General features: G+C 72.5%; 21 protein-coding genes. 3 read left to right on the forward strand and 18 right to left on the reverse strand.

The features are described from left to right. The 4 genes from frr to rpsB all read right to left on the reverse strand — a co-directional run bounded on the left by frr (window position 1) and on the right by rpsB (window position 3,212). On the reverse strand, window positions 1–555 hold the full coding sequence (gene frr, locus ACYVKX_RS17130; protein ID WP_460834962.1) for a ribosome recycling factor: 555 nt from the start codon (window positions 553–555) through the stop codon (window positions 1–3). 41 nt (window positions 556–596) lie between these two features. Continuing rightward, window positions 597–1,310, reverse strand: a complete 714-nt coding sequence (gene pyrH / locus ACYVKX_RS17135) for a UMP kinase (RefSeq protein WP_460834887.1) — start codon at window positions 1,308–1,310, stop codon at window positions 597–599. 117 nt (window positions 1,311–1,427) lie between these two features. After that, window positions 1,428–2,237, reverse strand: coding sequence for a translation elongation factor Ts (gene tsf / locus ACYVKX_RS17140; protein ID WP_460834888.1), 810 nt, complete (start codon window positions 2,235–2,237; stop codon window positions 1,428–1,430). Between the two features lie 45 nt (window positions 2,238–2,282). After that, window positions 2,283–3,212, reverse strand: coding sequence for a 30S ribosomal protein S2 (rpsB, locus tag ACYVKX_RS17145; protein ID WP_460834889.1), 930 nt, complete (start codon window positions 3,210–3,212; stop codon window positions 2,283–2,285). 388 nt (window positions 3,213–3,600) lie between these two features. Between rpsB and ACYVKX_RS17150 the strand changes: the two genes are divergently transcribed. Genes ACYVKX_RS17150 through ACYVKX_RS17160 form a run of 3 tightly spaced genes read left to right on the forward strand, consistent with a single transcriptional unit; the run spans window position 3,601 to window position 4,876 of the window. After that, entirely contained in the window at window positions 3,601–4,194 is a 594-nt protein-coding gene (locus ACYVKX_RS17150; protein ID WP_460834890.1) for a M23 family metallopeptidase, read from the forward strand. Between the two features lie 8 nt (window positions 4,195–4,202). Further along, the gene (locus ACYVKX_RS17155) at window positions 4,203–4,493 is read left to right on the forward strand and encodes a type II toxin-antitoxin system Phd/YefM family antitoxin (RefSeq protein WP_460834891.1); all 291 of its coding nucleotides are present in this window, start codon (window positions 4,203–4,205) and stop codon (window positions 4,491–4,493) included. Continuing rightward, entirely contained in the window at window positions 4,490–4,876 is a 387-nt protein-coding gene (locus tag ACYVKX_RS17160; protein WP_460834892.1) for a type II toxin-antitoxin system VapC family toxin, read from the forward strand. The genes ACYVKX_RS17155 and ACYVKX_RS17160 overlap by 4 nt, the downstream gene beginning before the upstream one ends. A gap of 8 nt (window positions 4,877–4,884) precedes the next feature. On the opposite strand, the gene ACYVKX_RS17165 is transcribed toward ACYVKX_RS17160, so the two are convergent. The 14 genes from ACYVKX_RS17165 to rimM form a co-directional block, all read right to left on the reverse strand. Then, the gene (locus tag ACYVKX_RS17165) at window positions 4,885–5,784 is read right to left on the reverse strand and encodes a tyrosine recombinase XerC (protein WP_460834963.1); all 900 of its coding nucleotides are present in this window, start codon (window positions 5,782–5,784) and stop codon (window positions 4,885–4,887) included. 46 nt (window positions 5,785–5,830) lie between these two features. Then, entirely contained in the window at window positions 5,831–6,946 is a 1,116-nt protein-coding gene (gene dprA / locus ACYVKX_RS17170; protein ID WP_460834893.1) for a DNA-processing protein DprA, read from the reverse strand. Further along, a complete protein-coding gene (locus ACYVKX_RS17175; protein ID WP_460834894.1) occupies window positions 6,943–8,529 on the reverse strand; it encodes a YifB family Mg chelatase-like AAA ATPase in 1,587 nt (528 codons plus the stop codon). The genes dprA and ACYVKX_RS17175 overlap by 4 nt, the downstream gene beginning before the upstream one ends. Beyond that, the gene (locus tag ACYVKX_RS17180) at window positions 8,529–8,903 is read right to left on the reverse strand and encodes a YraN family protein (RefSeq protein ID WP_460834895.1); all 375 of its coding nucleotides are present in this window, start codon (window positions 8,901–8,903) and stop codon (window positions 8,529–8,531) included. Before ACYVKX_RS17180 ends, ACYVKX_RS17175 begins: the two co-directional genes overlap by 1 nt. 127 nt (window positions 8,904–9,030) lie before the next feature. Beyond that, a complete protein-coding gene (locus ACYVKX_RS17185) occupies window positions 9,031–9,429 on the reverse strand; it encodes a type II toxin-antitoxin system VapC family toxin (RefSeq protein ID WP_460834896.1) in 399 nt (132 codons plus the stop codon). After that, a complete protein-coding gene (locus tag ACYVKX_RS17190) occupies window positions 9,416–9,646 on the reverse strand; it encodes a FitA-like ribbon-helix-helix domain-containing protein (RefSeq protein WP_460834897.1) in 231 nt (76 codons plus the stop codon). Before ACYVKX_RS17190 ends, ACYVKX_RS17185 begins: the two co-directional genes overlap by 14 nt. 52 nt (window positions 9,647–9,698) lie before the next feature. Then, the gene (locus ACYVKX_RS17195) at window positions 9,699–11,180 is read right to left on the reverse strand and encodes a pilus assembly protein TadG-related protein (protein ID WP_460834898.1); all 1,482 of its coding nucleotides are present in this window, start codon (window positions 11,178–11,180) and stop codon (window positions 9,699–9,701) included. Further along, entirely contained in the window at window positions 11,180–11,635 is a 456-nt protein-coding gene (locus tag ACYVKX_RS17200) for a TadE/TadG family type IV pilus assembly protein (RefSeq protein WP_460834899.1), read from the reverse strand. The genes ACYVKX_RS17195 and ACYVKX_RS17200 overlap by 1 nt, the downstream gene beginning before the upstream one ends. Window positions 11,636–11,707: 72 nt before the next feature. After that, entirely contained in the window at window positions 11,708–12,016 is a 309-nt protein-coding gene (locus ACYVKX_RS17205; RefSeq protein ID WP_460834900.1) for a DUF2469 domain-containing protein, read from the reverse strand. Then, window positions 12,013–12,690 (reverse strand): ribonuclease HII, encoded by a 678-nt coding sequence (locus ACYVKX_RS17210; protein WP_460834901.1) that lies wholly within the window; start codon window positions 12,688–12,690, stop codon window positions 12,013–12,015. Before ACYVKX_RS17210 ends, ACYVKX_RS17205 begins: the two co-directional genes overlap by 4 nt. Before the next feature lie 19 nt (window positions 12,691–12,709). Next, a complete protein-coding gene (lepB, locus tag ACYVKX_RS17215; RefSeq protein WP_460834902.1) occupies window positions 12,710–13,528 on the reverse strand; it encodes a signal peptidase I in 819 nt (272 codons plus the stop codon). A gap of 35 nt (window positions 13,529–13,563) precedes the next feature. Continuing rightward, on the reverse strand, window positions 13,564–13,914 hold the full coding sequence (rplS, locus tag ACYVKX_RS17220) for a 50S ribosomal protein L19 (RefSeq protein ID WP_460834903.1): 351 nt from the start codon (window positions 13,912–13,914) through the stop codon (window positions 13,564–13,566). Between the two features lie 192 nt (window positions 13,915–14,106). Continuing rightward, complete coding sequence (gene trmD, locus ACYVKX_RS17225) at window positions 14,107–15,282, reverse strand: tRNA (guanosine(37)-N1)-methyltransferase TrmD (RefSeq protein WP_460834904.1); 1,176 nt, start codon at window positions 15,280–15,282, stop codon at window positions 14,107–14,109. Further along, the gene (rimM, locus tag ACYVKX_RS17230; RefSeq protein WP_460834905.1) at window positions 15,279–15,821 is read right to left on the reverse strand and encodes a ribosome maturation factor RimM; all 543 of its coding nucleotides are present in this window, start codon (window positions 15,819–15,821) and stop codon (window positions 15,279–15,281) included. The genes trmD and rimM overlap by 4 nt, the downstream gene beginning before the upstream one ends. Window positions 15,822–15,835 lie beyond the last annotated feature (14 nt).

The following is a 15,835-nucleotide window of genomic DNA, read 5'->3' on the forward strand; positions in this document are numbered from 1 at the left end:
TCAGACCTCGAGCAGCTCGGACTCCTTGTTCTTCAGCATCTCGTCGATGGCATCGGTGTGCTTCTTGGTCATGGCGTCGAGACGCTTCTCGGCGCCGGTGACGTCGTCCTGGCCGACCTCGCCGTCCGATCCGAGCTTCTCCAGGTGCTGCTTGGCGCTACGGCGCAAATTGCGCACGGCGACGCGACCGTCCTCGGCCTTCGCCTTCGCGACCTTGATGTACTCCTTGCGGCGCTCCTCGGTCAGCTCCGGGAACACGCAGCGGATCACCTTGCCGTCGTCGGCCGGGTTCACGCCCAGGTCGGACTCGCGGATCGCCTTCTCGATGTTCTGCATCGCGCCCTGGTCGTACGGCGAGATCAGGATGATCCGCGCCTCCGGGGCGGTGAACGAGGCGAGCTGCTGCAGCGGCGTCGGCGAGCCGTAGTAGTCGACGACGATCTTGTTGAACATGCTCGGGTGCGCCCGGCCGGCCCGGATCGCCGCGAACTCCTCGCGCGTCGCCTCGACCGACTTGTCCATCTTCGTGTCGGCCTCGTTGAGGATGTCGTTGATCACGGCGTCTCCTGAATCGTTGCAGTTGCTGCAGGGGCCGGTCAGCCGGCGCTGACGAGCGTCCCAATCTTCTCACCCTGGACGACGCGCAGGATGTTGCCCTCGGGCTCCATGCCGAACACGACCATGGGCAGCTTGTTCTCGCCGCACAGCGCGAACGCCGTCTGGTCCATGATCCGCAGGCCCCGGGCGATCGCCTCGCCGTAGGTGAGCTCGTCGAACTTCGTGGCGGTCGGGTCGGCGTGCGGGTCGGCGGTGTAGACGCCGTCCACGCCGTTCTTGGCGACCAGGACGACGTCACACTTGCTCTCGAGCGCCCGCTGCACGGCCACCGTGTCGGTGGAGAAGAACGGCATGCCCATGCCGGCACCGAAGATCACGACGCGGCCCTTCTCCATGTGCCGGATCGCCCGCCGCGGGATGTAGGGCTCGGCCACCTGGCCCATCGTGATCGCGGTCTGGACCCGTGTCTCGACACCCAGCTTCTCGAGGAAGTCCTGGAGCGCCAGGCAGTTCATGACGATGCCCAGCATGCCCATGTAGTCCGCGCGCACACGGTCCATGCCGCGCTGCTGGAGCTCGGCACCGCGGAAGAAGTTGCCACCGCCGGTCACGACCGCGATCTGCACCCCGGCCCGGGCGACCGCGGCGATCTCGCGCGCCACCGTCTGGACGACGTCGGGGTCGACGCCGACCTTGCCGCCGCCGAAGACCTCGCCCGAGAGCTTGAGCAGGACTCGCTTGTAACCGGTCACGGGCGGCTCCTTCGGGTGGCGGTGCGGAGGTGGAGATGCGAGGAGGCCGGTCCGATGATCAGGGTTGCTGTCATCGCACCGGCCTCCTCGTCGTACGTGTGGCTGAAACCTAGTCCATCAGGCGCCGACCTCGAAGCGGGCGAAGCGCGAGACCGAGGTGTCGGCCGCGTCGAGAACCTGCCGCACGGACTTCTTGGCCTCGAAGACCGACTCCTGGTCGAGCAGGACGATCTCCTTGAAGAACGCGCCGATGCGGCCCTCGACGATCCTGGCGACGGCCGCCTCGGGCTTGCCCTCCTCGAGGGTCTTCTTGGTCAGCACGTCCTTCTCGGCCGCCACGATGTCGGCCGGGACCTCGTCGCTGGTGAGGTACTGCGCCTTGAGCGCGGCCGCCTGCTGGGCGGCCTGCCTCGCGGCCGTCTCGTCGCCGGCGTACTCGACGAGGACGCCGAGGGTCGGCGGCAGGTCGGACGCCTTCTTGTGGAGGTAGACCGTGGTGGTGCCGTCGAAGTACGCGACCTCGCCGAGCTCGATCTTCTCGCCGATGGTGCGGGCGAGCTCCTCGACGGTCTCACCGACCGTCTTGTCGCCGAGCGAGACGGCCTTGAGCGCCTCGGCGTCGCCGACCTCGTTGGCGTCGGCCGCGTCCGCGATCTGCTGGGCCGCGGCGATGAACGCCTCGTTCTTCGCGACGAAGTCGGTCTCGGCCTTGAGGCTGATCAGGGCGCTGCCGGAGGCCGCGACCAGGCCGGCGGAGGCCTCGCGCTCGGCGGCGCGGGCAGCGGCCTTGGCCGCGCCCTTGACGCGGAGCAGCTCCACGGCCTTGTCGAAGTCGCCGTCGGCCTCGTCGAGCGCCTTCTTGCAGTCCATCATGCCGGCCTGCGTCAGCTCGCGGAGCTTCTTGACGTCGGCAGCGGTGTAAGCCATGTGTCTTCCTTCGGGTGCGTCTCGGGTGCGTCGGGTGGAGCGGGCTCAGGCCTGCTGGGCAGCGGCCTCGGCCGGGGCCTCGGCCGTCTCGACGGCGGCCTCGGTGGCCTCCGCAGCCTCGGTGGACGCACCGGTGGCCTCGGCGGCCGGGGCCTCCGCGGTGTCGTCGCCGCCGGTGGCCTCGACGGCGGCCTGCTCGGCGTCGCCGCCCAGCAGCTCGCGCTCCCACTCGGCCAGCGGCTCCTCGGCGCCCACGGCCTCGGCACCCTCGCTCGCCTTCGCGCCGGAGCGGGCGATCAGGCCGTCGGCGACGGCGTCGGCAACGACGCGGGTCAGCAGGCCGACGGCGCGGATCGCGTCGTCGTTGCCCGGGATCGGGAAGTCGACGAGGTCCGGGTCGCAGTTCGAGTCCAGGATGCCCACGATCGGGATGCGCAGCTTGCGCGCCTCCTCGACGGCAAGGTGCTCCTTGTTGGTGTCGACGATCCAGACCGCGGACGGGGTCCGGGTCATCTCGCGGATGCCGCCGAGCGACTTGTTGAGCTTGTCGCGCTCACGGCGCATCTGCAGCAGCTCCTTCTTGGTGCGGCTGCTGCCGGCGACGTCGTCGAAGTCGATCTCGTCGAGCTCCTTGAGGCGGTTGATCCGCTGGTGCACGGTCGAGAAGTTGGTGAGCATGCCGCCCAGCCAGCGCTGGTTGACGTAGGGCATGCCGACACGGGTGGCCTGCTCGGCGATCGCCTCCTGGGCCTGCTTCTTGGTGCCCACGAACATCACGGTGCCGCCCTTGGCGACGGTCTCCTTGATGAAGGCGTACGAGCGGTCGATGTAGGCCAGCGACTGCTGCAGGTCGATGATGTAGATGCCGTTGCGCTCGGTCATGATGAAGCGCTTCATCTTCGGGTTCCAGCGCCGGGTCTGGTGTCCGAAGTGCACGCCGCTCTCGAGAAGCTGGCGCATGGTCACGACTGCCATGTGGATCTCCTGTTCGCGGAGCACATGCCGTTGCCGCCGGCCTTGAGGCAGGTCCGGCCGAGATGTGCTCCTGTTGTTTTCAGTTGCCGCCTCCGGCGGGTGCCGTCGGCCCTGGCGCCTGCGCGCGACCCGACCGGCCAATGGCCGGACCGAGGGTCGCGCCCACGGGTGCTCGGGTCCTCGGAGGTCCAGGGCCCGTCGCGGTCTGCGAGCGCGCGAAGTCAATCCGTACGGATTGCTCCGGCCAGAGTAGTCCACGGGGCGCGGGCCGGCGAATCGGCGGACCGACAGCCCGCCACCCGTCCACAAGCGACGGCTCCGGCCGGTCTCTCCCCAGCCTGCCGGCGGAGGTACGCCGGCTGTCCCCTCCCCGGCGCAGGCTCGCTCCATGACCACCCGACTCGCCGTACTCCTCGCGCTCCTCGGCGTGCTCGTGGGCGCGCTCCTCGCGCCCGCCCCCGCCCGTGCCGACGGCACCGATCCGGTGGGCGTGTGGCCGCTGCTCCCCGAGCCCGAGGTCACCCGCGACTTCGACCCGCCCGACGACCCCTGGGGCGCCGGCCATCGCGGCGTCGACCTGCGCGGCTCGCCCGGCCAGCCGGTCCGCACCGCCCTGCCCGGCCGGGTCACCTGGGCCGGCACGCTCGCCGGCCGCGGCGTGGTCGTCGTCGACCACGGCGACACCCGCACCACCTACGAGCCGGTCACCGCCACCGTCGGGGTCGGCGCGAGCGTGGCCGCGGGCGACCGGATCGGCCGGCTCGCGACGGCCGGGTCGCACTGCCCGCCGACCGCCTGCCTCCATTGGGGTTGGCTCGAGGGCGATGCCTACCTGGACCCGCTCCGCCTGGTCGGCGCCGGCCCGGTGCGGCTGCTGCCGCTGTGGCGGGATTCGCCGGTGCGACCCCGGGCCGGGCCGGTCCTGCCGTACGCCGGCTGGCAGCCATTGCTACGCTTGCTACACCTGGTGAGCACGGCATGAGGCACAGCATGAGAGGCACGGTGATCTCACCGATGGAGCGCATTCCGCATCGTCGGCTACGCAACGACAGCTCGGAGATCCTGCGCCGCGTCGCGGAGGGCGAGTCCTTCGAGATCACCAACAACGGCGAGGTCGTGGCCGTCCTGAGCCCTCCGACCCCCGCCGTGACGTGGAACCTCCGCATCGTCAAGCCCGCCGTGCGCAAGGGCGGGTGGTCGAAGCTGAGGCCCGCGAAGCTGCCGCCCGGATCGCCCACGTTGAGCGAGACCCTCGACGAGCTTCGTGAGGAGCGGCTGTGAAGATCTACCTCGACTCCTCAGCGGCGACGAAGCTCGTCGTGGACGAGCCCGAGAGCACCGCGCTCCTCGCCTACCTCGCCGCGCGCGAGTCGGCCGAGCTCGTGTCGTCGATCCTGCTCGAGACCGAGCTCAGGCGTGCCGCACGGCGGCGAGGCGTCGCCGAGGAGCACGTCACCGCCGTGATCGACAGGGTCAATCTCGCCGATGCGTCGCGCGCGGTCTTCAAGGTCGCCGCGACCGTCGGGCCGGCGTCGCTGCGTAGCCTCGACGCCGTCCATCTGGCCACCGCACTGCGAGAGGACGTCGACGTGCTGGTCGCCTTCGACCATCGGCTGCAGAACGCCGCCAGGGAGGCCGGGCTGACCATCACCGCGCCAGCCTGAGTCCAAGCTCAAGCTCGCGGATGCGCCTGCTGGTAGGCCCGCCGCAACCGGTCCGTGGTGACGTGGGTGTAGAGCTGGGTGGTCGCCAGCGAGGCGTGGCCGAGCAGTTCCTGCACCGAGCGCAGGTCGGCACCGCCTTCGAGCAGGTGCGTCGCGGCCGTGTGCCGGAGGCCGTGCGGGCCGATGTCGGGCGCGCCGGGTACCTCCGCGATCCGCCGGTGCACCATCGTCCGGACCGCGCGCTGGTCGATCCGCTTGCCTCGGGCCCCGAGGAACACGGCCGGCCCGCTGTCCGGGCCGGCCAGCAGCGGCCGGCCCTGCCGGAGCCAGAAGTCGAGAGCGCGCGCGGCCGGGCGGCCGAACGGCACCGTGCGCTCCTTGCGCCCCTTGCCGAGGACCCGGATCACGTTGCGCTCCCGGTCGACGTCGTCGATGTCGAGGCCGGCCAGCTCACCGACCCTGACGCCGGTCGCGTAGAGCAGCTCCAGCATCGCGACGTCGCGCAGCCCGACCGGGCTGCCGTCGTCGGCGTGCCCGGTGGCCGCCTGGATCAGCGAGCTCGCCTCGTCGGCGCGCAGCACGGGCGGCAGCGACTTGTGCGCCTTCGGGGAGCCCAGGCTCGCGCCCACGTCCTGCGGCGTCCGGCCGGTGCGGGCCAGCCACGCGGTGAACACCCGCGCGGCCGTGGCCCGCCGCGCGATGGTCGAGCGCGACCTGCCGAGGGTCTGCTGCTTGGCCAGCCAGCTGCGCAGGGTGCGCAGGTCGAGCGACCGCACCTCGGAGTGCCCGAGACGCGCGGCGTGGTCGAGCAGGCCGCCGACGTCGGCGACGTACGCGCGGACCGTGTGCGGGGTCAGGTCGCGCTCGGCGGCGAGGTGCCGCTCGTACTCGCCGAGCACCCGCGCCATCGCCTCCGGCAGCACGTCCTCGGTCACCGTTCGAGTCTAGGAAGCATCACCCCTCTCCTCCGTGAGCCGGCGCGGCGAGCCGCCAGCCGCCGCCGTCCTCGCGGACCATGCCGAGGTCGAACAGCTTCGTGAGGGTGTCGCGGACCTCACGCGGCCCGATCCCGGCGGTGCGCGCGATTGACTCCGCCCCGGCCCCGGTCACGACGGGGACCGCGTCGAGCACCCGGAGCTGACGATGGCTGAGCCGGTCGCGCCGCCGCTCGGCCCCGCGAGGCTCCTCGGCGAGGTCCTGCCCGGGCGAGCCGACCTCCTCCAGCACCTCGGCGCCGGAGGTCACCAGCGTCGCCGCGCCGGAGCGGACCAGCTCGTGCACGCCCTGGGACGATGCGCTGGTGACCGGGCCGGGGACGCCCATGACCACCCGGTTGAGCCGGCCGGCCCAGTTGGCGGTGTTGAGCGCGCCGCTGCGGATCGCCGCCTCGACGACGACCGTGCCGGTCGCGAGGGCGGCGATGAGCCGGTTGCGGGCGAGGAACCGGATGCGCATCGGAGCACCGCCCGGCGGCGTCTCGGAGACCACGGCTCCGGTGGCGGCGAGGTGCTCGATCAGCTGGCGATGGTGGGACGGGTAGACCCGGTCGGCCCCGCAGGCGAGCACGGTGACGGTCGGTCCGCCGCCGGCGATCGCGCCGCGATGCGCGGCGTGGTCGATGCCGAAGGCACCCCCGGAGACGACCGGTCGCCCGGCGCGAACCGTCTCGGCGGCGATGTCCGCGGCGACCTCCGCGCCGTAGGTGGTCGCCGAGCGCGCGCCGACGATCGCGACCGAGTCGGCGAGCGCGTCGAGGCGGACCGGCCCGCGCACCCAGAGCCCGACGGGTACGCCGCCGCGCTGCTGCAGCGACGGAGCGGAGGTCAGGTCGGCGAGCTGGCTGGGCCACTCCTCGTCGGCGGGGGTCACGAACCGGAGGCCCGCGCGCCCCGCGTCGGCGAGCACCCGCTCCGGTTCGAGATCGCGGAACCGCGGCGCCAGCGCAGGTGCTGCGCGGAGCTGGTCGAGCACCGTCTCCGCCCCGAGGTCGCCGACGAGCGCGAGCATGCGGTCCTCGCCGGGTTCACCCACCACGGAGAGCGCCACCCGAGCGAGACGGTCCGCGCTCATCCGGCCCGCTCCAGCATCGTCAGCAGCAGCGGATCCCCGACGCGCAGCCGGAGGGCGGTCTCGACCTCGGCCAGACCCGGACGGTCGAGACCGCGCAGGTCGGCGACGGTCCAGGCGAGCCGGTGGACGCGGGTGGCGCCTCGTCGGCTGAGCTTGCCCTTGTACAACTGCTCGTCCACCGCCGCCTGCCCGGACTTGGTCAGCGCCCATCGGTCCCGGAGCACCGGACCGGGAGCCTGGCCGTTGAGGCGCCAGCCCTCGGCGGCGTACCGCTCCGCCTGTCGCCGCCGGGCCGCCTCGACGCGGGCGCGCACGTCGGCCGACGACTCGGGGCGCTCGAAGTCGAGCTGCTGGTCGTGTCGCTTGAGGGGCGGCAGGTGTCGCACGATGTCGACGCGGTCGGCCACCGGCCCGGTGACCTTGTTGCGGTAGTCGCGGCGCTGAGTCTCTCGGCAGGTGCAGCGGTTGTGCTCGGCCTGGACGCTGAAGTCGCCGCACGGGCACGGGTTGCAGGCGAGGACGACCATCCCGCGAGCCGGCAACGTCACGGACTCGTCGCGCCGCGCGATCGTCACCTCGCCGCTCTCCAGCGGCTGCCGCAGCGCCTCGATCACGTCGGACTTGAACAGCGGGAACTCGTCGAGGAACAGCACCCCGGAGTGGGCCCGGCTCACCTCGCCCGGCCGGACGACGCCGAGGCCGCCGCCGATCAGGCTGGCCTTGCTGGCGTCGTGGTGGGGCGCGGAGAACGGCGGCCGGGTGAGCATGCCGCGGGCCGGGTCGAGGGTGCCGGCCAGCGAGTGGATCGCGCTGAGCTCGAGCGACTCGGCCCGGGTGAGGTCGGGCAGGATGCCCGGGATCCGCTCGGCGAGGCTGGTCTTACCGGACCCCTTCGGGCCGGACAGCAGCAGGTGATGGCCGCCGGCGGCGGCGACCTCGACGGCGAAGCGGGCGTCGGCCACGCCGAGCAGGTCGGCGAGGTCGAGCTCCTCGAGCCGCTCCTGACCGCGCCACGCGAGCAGGGTGGCGCCGGAGTCGGGTGCGACCGGTGGCGCCTCGGGGACCTCCTCGTCGCGGAGCACGGCGACGACCTGGCCCAGCGATCGGACGCCGATCACGCTCATGTCGGGCACCATCGCCGCCTCGGCGGCCTGCGGCTCGGGGACGAACACCGCGCGGATCCCCCGCTCGGCCGCCGCCAGCACCATCGGCAGCACCCCGGTCACCGAGCGGAGGTTGCCGTCCAGCGTCAGCTCGCCGATGAACGCCGTGGGCTCGAACGACCCGGCCGACACGGTGCCCGCTGCGGCGAGCACCGAGACCGCGATGGCCAGGTCGAAGTGGGTGCCGCGCTTGAGCAGGTCCGCGGGCGAGAGCAGGATCGTGATGCGGCGAGTGGCGGGCCAGTCCAGTCCGCTGTTGACGATCGCCATCCGGCAGCGGTCGCGGGCCTCGTTGATGGTGGTGTCGGCCCGGCCGACGAGGGTCACACCGACCTGTCCGGGCGAGACGTCGGTCTGCACGTCGATCAGGTGCCCGACGGCGCCGTGCAGGGAGACGGTGTGGGCGGTCGCGAAGGGCATCAGCCGATCCCCCGCACATGGTCGAGCAGCGAGGCCCCGCGGCGCGGCCGGACGATGCCGACCAGGTCGATGCGGATGTCGCGGACGGCGACCCCGCGCTCCTCGACCCACCGGATAGCCAGCCGGCGCAGCCGGGCGACCTTGATGTCGGTGACCGCCTCGTGCGGCGTGCCGTAGCGGACGCTGCTGCGGGTCTTCACCTCGCACACGACCAGCACGTCGCCGTCGCGGAGCACGAGGTCGATCTCGCCCGCCTCGCAGCGCCAGTTGCGGTCCAGCAGGACCATGCCCTGCCCGATCAGGTGGCGCTCGGCGAGGCGTTCGCCGTACTCCCCGAGCTTCTGCCTGATCAGCGCTGCCGTCGACTTCGTCATGTCCTCGACCTCCTGCGCGCCAGCGTCCCCGGCGGCGGGGACAGGCCGCCCGCGACCGGAGGTCGCCTGTGGGCGGCAGTGCTGGAGGGACACGCTGTGGACGGAAACCGGCCCCACCGGCCCGGCATCAGGTCGAGCGCAGCACCTCGACGTCGCACCGCGGGCCGCTCGCTCGCGCCAGCCGCGCATCGGCGGTGACGAGCGGTACGTCGAGGTGCTCGGCCAGTGCGACGTACGCGGCGTCGTAGGGGGTCAGGTTGCCGCGCAGCTCCCAGCAGCGGGGCACGAGCCGCCGGTGGCCGACCCGCTCCAGCGGGAGGTCGATGAGATCGACGAGCGCCGCTGCCGCGTGCTCGTCCGAGACCGCTCCCTTGCGCACGAGTCCGCGGATCACCGAGGTGACCTCGAGGTCGATCAACTCGGGGGCCAGCAGTCGCTCTCCGGCCAACCGGGTGCGCGCGATCCGACCGCTGGCGCCACCGTCGGCCAGTGCCGGCGCGAGGACGCTCGCGTCAACGATGATCACGATCCGCCCGCACCAGGGCGACCGCCTCGTCGAAGCCGACCTCGGCCGTCGACCGGCGACCGGCCCGAGCGAGCACCTCGTCGACCGTCGGCCTGCTCGCCTCCTCGATCAGCCGCGACCGGAGGTACTCCTGCAGCGACTGGTGCGCGTCCGCGGCACGCCGGCGCAGCACCCGATGGGTCTCCTCCGGTACGTCCTTGATCTGCACGCTCGGCATGGCGCCATTATGGCGCCATGCCGGACCTCGGACAAGGTCTCGACAAGCTCGATCAGTCGATGAGGGAGGGGTTGAGGCACTGCGCGGTGCGGACGCCGTACATGTCTGCGCTCGCGAGCCGGAGACCCAGCGTCGCCGCGGTGGCCCGCACGGCCCCGGTGAGCACATCCAGCGCGGTGTTGACCAGCGGGACGACCACGGGCCGGAGCAGGCCCGGGATGCTCAGCCCGGCCGGGAGGCTCGCCGCGTCGAGGCGCGGCGGAAGGATCGTGCCGGCACCCGGCGACGACTCCCGGGGAGTGTCGTACCCGTCCGGCAACGACACGACGTACGGGCCGCCCGCCCCCTGGGCGGGCGCGGTGCCGGGCAGGTCGACCGTCCCGAACGCCGAGTCGAGCTTGATCGAGAGCACGGCGAGCGTGGGTGCGGCCAGCTCCACGTTCAGCCCGGTCGCCTCGCCGTCGGTGCAGTCCACGCTGGACACGGCGCCGCTGGCGCGGGCGACCTCCAGCGACGCGGTCAGGTCCGCGCCCACGGGCGGCAGGACGCTCGCGCGCAGCTCGAGCCGGACCTGGGCGGTCTCGGCCGTCGCGCCACCGCAGGCGATCCGCGGTGGCTCGATGACGCGGAGGTCGGCACTCACACCGACGAGGTCTCCGACCGCTCCGGCGACCGGCACGGCGATCGCGTTGTCGCCGTTCGCGACATACGCCGCCCCGGTCACCAGGCTGAGCGCGTCCACCGTGGCCGCGAGCGCGGCGGCACCGGCGGGGCCGACGGCGAGCAGGTCGCCGACGGCGACGGGGTCGAGGCCGACGGCGCCCGAGGCCAGGCCGACCAGCGAGGTGCGGACGACGCTCGCGGCGGAGCCCTCGCCGCTGTCGTCGAGCGAGTCGGCGACCGCGAGGTAGAACTCGCGGAGGCTGACCCGGGTGCTCAGGAGCTCGTCGACCGTGCCGGCCGAGAGCTGCGCGGCCAGGTCGGCCAGGACCACCGTGGCGGTGGCCAGCCCCCGGTACTCGACCGCCGACAGACTGACGCCGCTGCCGAGCAGGTCCTCCACCCGCAGCGCCGACGAACCGAGCTTGAGGCAGGCGTTGGGCGAGGCGAAGGCGGTCGCGTCGCGGGTCGCCGAGCCGGAGGCGGCGAGCCCGAACGCGAAGTCGACGCTGGTGCGGGCCTCGACCCGCACCGCGTTCGGTACGTCGCCGTCGCGGGCCGCCGTCGACCCGCCCGTCGTGGGGTCCACCACCCACAGGGTCGGGGTGACCGAGGACGTCTCACCGATCGTGGAGCCGTTGCGGTCCCGGCTCTGGTCGGCCAGGGCCTGCAGCGAGCCGATCTCGGCCACCGTGCGGCCGTCCAGCTCGCGGGCCAGGTCGAGCGCGACCACGTCGGCGAGCGCCTGCATGTCGGCGCGGGCGACGCGCTGGCTGCCGAGGTCGACCACGAGCGCGGCGGCTCCGAGCAGCACCACCATCAGCGCCGCGACGAACACGGCGACGGCTCCGCGCTCGTCGCGACGACCCCGCATCAGCTCACCCGGGCGACGGCGGTGTACCCGAGCTCGTCGGGCAGCACGAGGCCGAGCCCCGGCAGCGACGGGACGATCGGGTTCTCGCCGTAGGCGTAGCTCAGGGCGACCGTGACGCACTCCGCGTCGCCCTCGTCCTCGCACCTCGTAGGCGCGGAGACCGTGCAGGCGCCGACGGCGTTGCCGTCCCGGACCAGGCTCCCGCCCTCGCAGGTGACGCCGTACGGCAGCGCGTCATCGATCGCGGCGACCGCCGCGGCGTTCTTCTGCGCGTCGACCAGGGTCACGGCCGCCGCCCGGGCACCCTCCGCCGCGGCCTGCGACAGGCCCTGCCGGAGGCTGAGCATGAGGCCGTAGCTGATGATCCCGAACAGGATCAGCAGCAGGAGCGGTACGACGAGCGCGAACTCCACGGCCGCGGCACCCCGCTCATCACGGCGGACGCGCCCGGACATCCCTCCACCCATGCGACGGTCATACCCCTCGGCGAGGTGGGCCGATCCGCTGGTCTGGTCCAGAGACCCGCGTCAGGCCTTCGGCGGGTCGATGTCGGAGGGGCTGAGCTCCTCGACGTTCACGTCCTTGAAGGTGAGCACCTTGACGTTCTTGGCGAACCGCGCGGGGCGGTACATGTCCCACACCCACGCGTCGGTCATCGACACCTCGAAGAACACGTCGCCCGCCTCGGTGCGGGCCTTCACGTCGACCTGGTTGCACAGGTAGAAGCGCCGGTCGGTCTCGACGACGTACTTGAAGATCCCGACGACGTCGCGGTACTCCCGGTAGAGCGTCAGCTCCATCTCGGTCTCGTACTTCTCGAGGTCCTCCGCGCTCACGGCGTCGACTCTATCTCCGGCTCCAGCCCGGCAGCCCGGCGGACGTTCACGAACCGCATCCGGTGCACCGGCGACGGCCCGTGCTCGGCCAGCGCGGCCGCGTGGACGTCGGTGATGTAGCCCTTGTGCGTCTTGAAGTCGTACGCCGGCCAGGTGGCGTCGAGCTCGGTCATGATCCGGTCGCGGGTGACCTTCGCGAGCACCGAGGCGGCCGCGATGCAGGCCGCGACCCGGTCGCCCTTCCAGACCGCGAGGCCGGGGACACCGAGGCCGTCGACCGGGAAGCCGTCGGTCAGGACGTACGCCGGCGGCAGCTCGAGCAGCGCCACGGCCCGCCGCAGCGCCTCGACGTTGGCGACGTGCATGCCGAGCCGGTCGCACTCCTCGTGGGAGATCACGACGACCGACCAGGCCAGCGCCCGCTTGACGACCTGGTCGTAGCAGCGCTCGCGCGCCTTCTCGGTGAGCAGCTTGGAGTCGGCGAGGCCGGGCACGATGCCGGCCCTGCCGGCCGGCAGGATCGCGGCCCCGGCGACCAGCGGGCCGGCGCAGGCGCCGCGGCCGGCCTCGTCGACGCCGGCGATCGGCTCGATGCCGTTGCGACGCAGGGCGCGCTCGTAGCCGTACAGCCCGGCGTCCCTCCGGACGGTGGCACCGCGGGGCAGCACGCTCACGACCTGCTCGCCGACCTCGTCAGGACGCGTCCGGCACGTCCGCGAAGGTGTCCGGACGCTTCAGGAACGTGAAGCGGTCGCTCGGCCAGAGCAGGACGAACACCTTGCCCACGACGTCGTCGACGTCGACGTACGGGTTCTTGGTGCAGTCCTTCATGGTCTTCAGGCACATGTGGACCGTGGAGTCGGCGGAGTTGTTGCGGTTGTCGCCCATCACGAAGATGTTGCCCTCGGGCACCGGGCCGACCGTCCAGTCGCAGTTGCCGGTCATCGGCCCGTAGCACTTCGCGCCGCCGAGGCGGGCGTAGTCCTTCTCGTTGAGCGGCTGCCCGTTGACGAGGATCCGGCCCTTGGTGTCGCAGCACTTGATCACGTCGCCCGCGACGCCGATCACGCGCTTCACGAGGTGACCGCCGGACGGGTAGAGCCCGACCTTGGAGAGCAGGCTCGCGACGCCGTTGGTGGGGCCGGCGGACTCGGCGGCGTTCAGCCAGCCGCCCGGGTCCTTGAACACGACGACGTCGCCGCGCTCGGGGCCGCCGCCGAACCAGTAGGACACCTTCTGCACCAGGATCCGGTCGTTCTTGACCAGGCCCGGCTCCATCGACTGCGACGGGATGTAGAACGCCTGGACGAACAGCGCCTTGATGACGATCGCGAGCACGAGCGCGATGCCGAGCAGCAGGAGCGTCTCCTGCCAGACCGGCAGGTGCTTCCTCTTGCGCTTCCGGTCCTCCGCCGGACCCGGCTCGCCGGCAGCACCGTCCGGGAGGGATGACGGCGACACCGGCTCGTCGGGCTCGGCGACGCTGGCCGGGTCGCGGTCGTCGGTGCTCACGCGCAGAGGCTAGCTGGGGTGCCTGAAAGTTTCCCTCAGGCCTCGCGGCGCTCCTTGATCTTGGCCTTCTTGCCGCGGAGGTTGCGCAGGTAGTACAGCTTCGCCCGGCGGACGTCGCCGCGGGTGACGACCTCGATCTGCTCGAAGATCGGGGAGTGCAGCGGGAAGGTGCGCTCGACACCGACGCCGAAGGAGACCTTGCGGACGGTGAAGCTGCGGCCGACGCCGGAGCCGTGCACGCGGATCACGACGCCCTGGAAGACCTGGACGCGGGAGCGGTTGCCCTCGACGACCTTGACGTGGACCTTGACGGTGTCGCCGGCGCGGAAGTCCGGGACGTCGTCGCGCTTGATGGCGTTGCCGAGCTCGGCGATGACGTTGCTCATGGTCTCTCCTCGCGATTGCCACAGGTCAGCCGCGGTACAGGAACGGATGCTTTCAGTTGTGGACCAGCGGATGTGGCCGGCGGCGCCGGGATCCCCCTGTGGCAGGAGCCGGTGCGGTTCCCCTTCGGACGTGTCCTCCGGGCGATCCTTGTTTGGCCGACTGGACCGAGGAGCAAGTCTGCCACAGCGGGCTCAGGCCCGACGAATCCGCTTCTCCATGCGTACGACGCCCGGCTCGATCTCCCCGCGCAGCCGGTAGCCGGCCCTCTGGTAGAGCCGCCGGTTCCGCGCGCTCCCCGCCCCGGTGAACAGCGCGTACGTCGTCGCCCCCTCGGGCGCCAGCGCCTCGATCCGCTCCAACAGCGTGCGGCCCAGGCCGCGCCCGGCGACGTCCGGCGCGACCATCAGCCGGCCGATGTCCCAGTCGTCCCCGTCGAGCGAGGCGCGCACCGCGCCGACCAGCCGGCCCGCCGAGCGGGCCACGAGCACGGTGTCGCGCGCGATCCAGGCGCGCAGGTCGTCGTACGTCTCCAGCAGCGCGGGGATCTCGACGCCCGGGTTGTCCTGCTGCTCCTGGACCCAGCAGGCGCGCTGGAGCACGTACAGCTCCCCCGCGTCGGCGGGCTCGACCGGCCGGATCGCGACGTCGTCGAGCAGCGCCGCGGCCGGGAGCAGATCCGGCCGCCGCTCGGCGGTACGCCGGACGGCCTGGTCGTGCCGCCAGGACGCGATCGCCGCGTGGTCCCCCGACAGCAGCACCGGCGGCACCTCGCGGCCGCGCCACGAGGCGGGCTTGGTGTAGACGGGGTACTCGAGCAGGCCATCCTCGTGGGACTCCTCCACCAGCGACGCGGCGTTGCCCAGGAAGCCGGGCACCAGCCGCGCCACGGCCTCGATGATGGCCAGCGCGGCGACCTCGCCGCCGTTGAGCACGTAGTCGCCGAGCGAGATCTCGCGGACCTCGGCCCGGGTCGCGACGTCGTCGAGCACCCGCTGGTCGATGCCCTCGTAGCGGCCGCAGGCGAAGACGATCCGCTCCCGCGTGGCGAGCTCGCGCGCGACCGCCTGCGTGAACGGCCGCCCCGACGGCGTGGTGAAGACGACGGTGGGTCGCTCGTCGATCGAGCCCGTCGAGATCAGCGCGTCGAACGCCTCGCCCCACGGCTCCGGCCTCATCACCATGCCGGCGCCGCCGCCCGCCGGCGTGTCGTCGACGGTGCGGTGCCGGTCGTGGGTCCACTGCCGTAGGTCGTGCACGCGGACGTCGATGAGCCCCTTGTCCCGCGCCCTGCCCGCGAGCGAGAGCTCGAGCGGGGCGAGATAGTCGGGGAAGATCGTGACGACGTCGATCCGCATGCCGGTCCTCACCCGTCCAGGGGCGTGACGAGCCCCGGCCGGTCGGCGATCACGACCCGGCCGCCGGTCACATCGACCTCGGGCACCAGCGCCCTCACGAACGGCACCAGCGCCTCGCGCCGGTCGGGCGTGCGGATGACCAGGAGATCCTGCGCGCCACCGTGCACAAGGCCGGACACCTCGCCCAGGGCGGTGCCGTCGACGCCGTACGCCGCCAGTCCGACCAGCTGGTGGTCGTAGTACTCGTCGGGGTCCTCGGGCGACACGTCGGCGGGGATGTCCGCGTGCAGCAGGATGCCGCGGGCGGCCTCGGCGGCGGTGCGGTCCGAGAGCTCCTCGAACCGGACCAGCAGCACCGAGGTGTGCCACCTGCTGGAGGCGACGGTGAGGGTGCGGTGCGGGGTGCGCGAGCCGCGCGGCGGCTCGACGCGGAGCACCGACCCGGGCGCGAAGCGGCGCTCCGGCTCGTCGGTGCGCACGTCGACGGTCACGTCACCGCGGATGCCGTGCGGCTTGCCGATCCGGCCCACCAGCACCTCGATGGTCTCCAACTGCCTTCTCCCAG

It is taken from the genome of Nocardioides hungaricus, assembly GCF_054782915.1.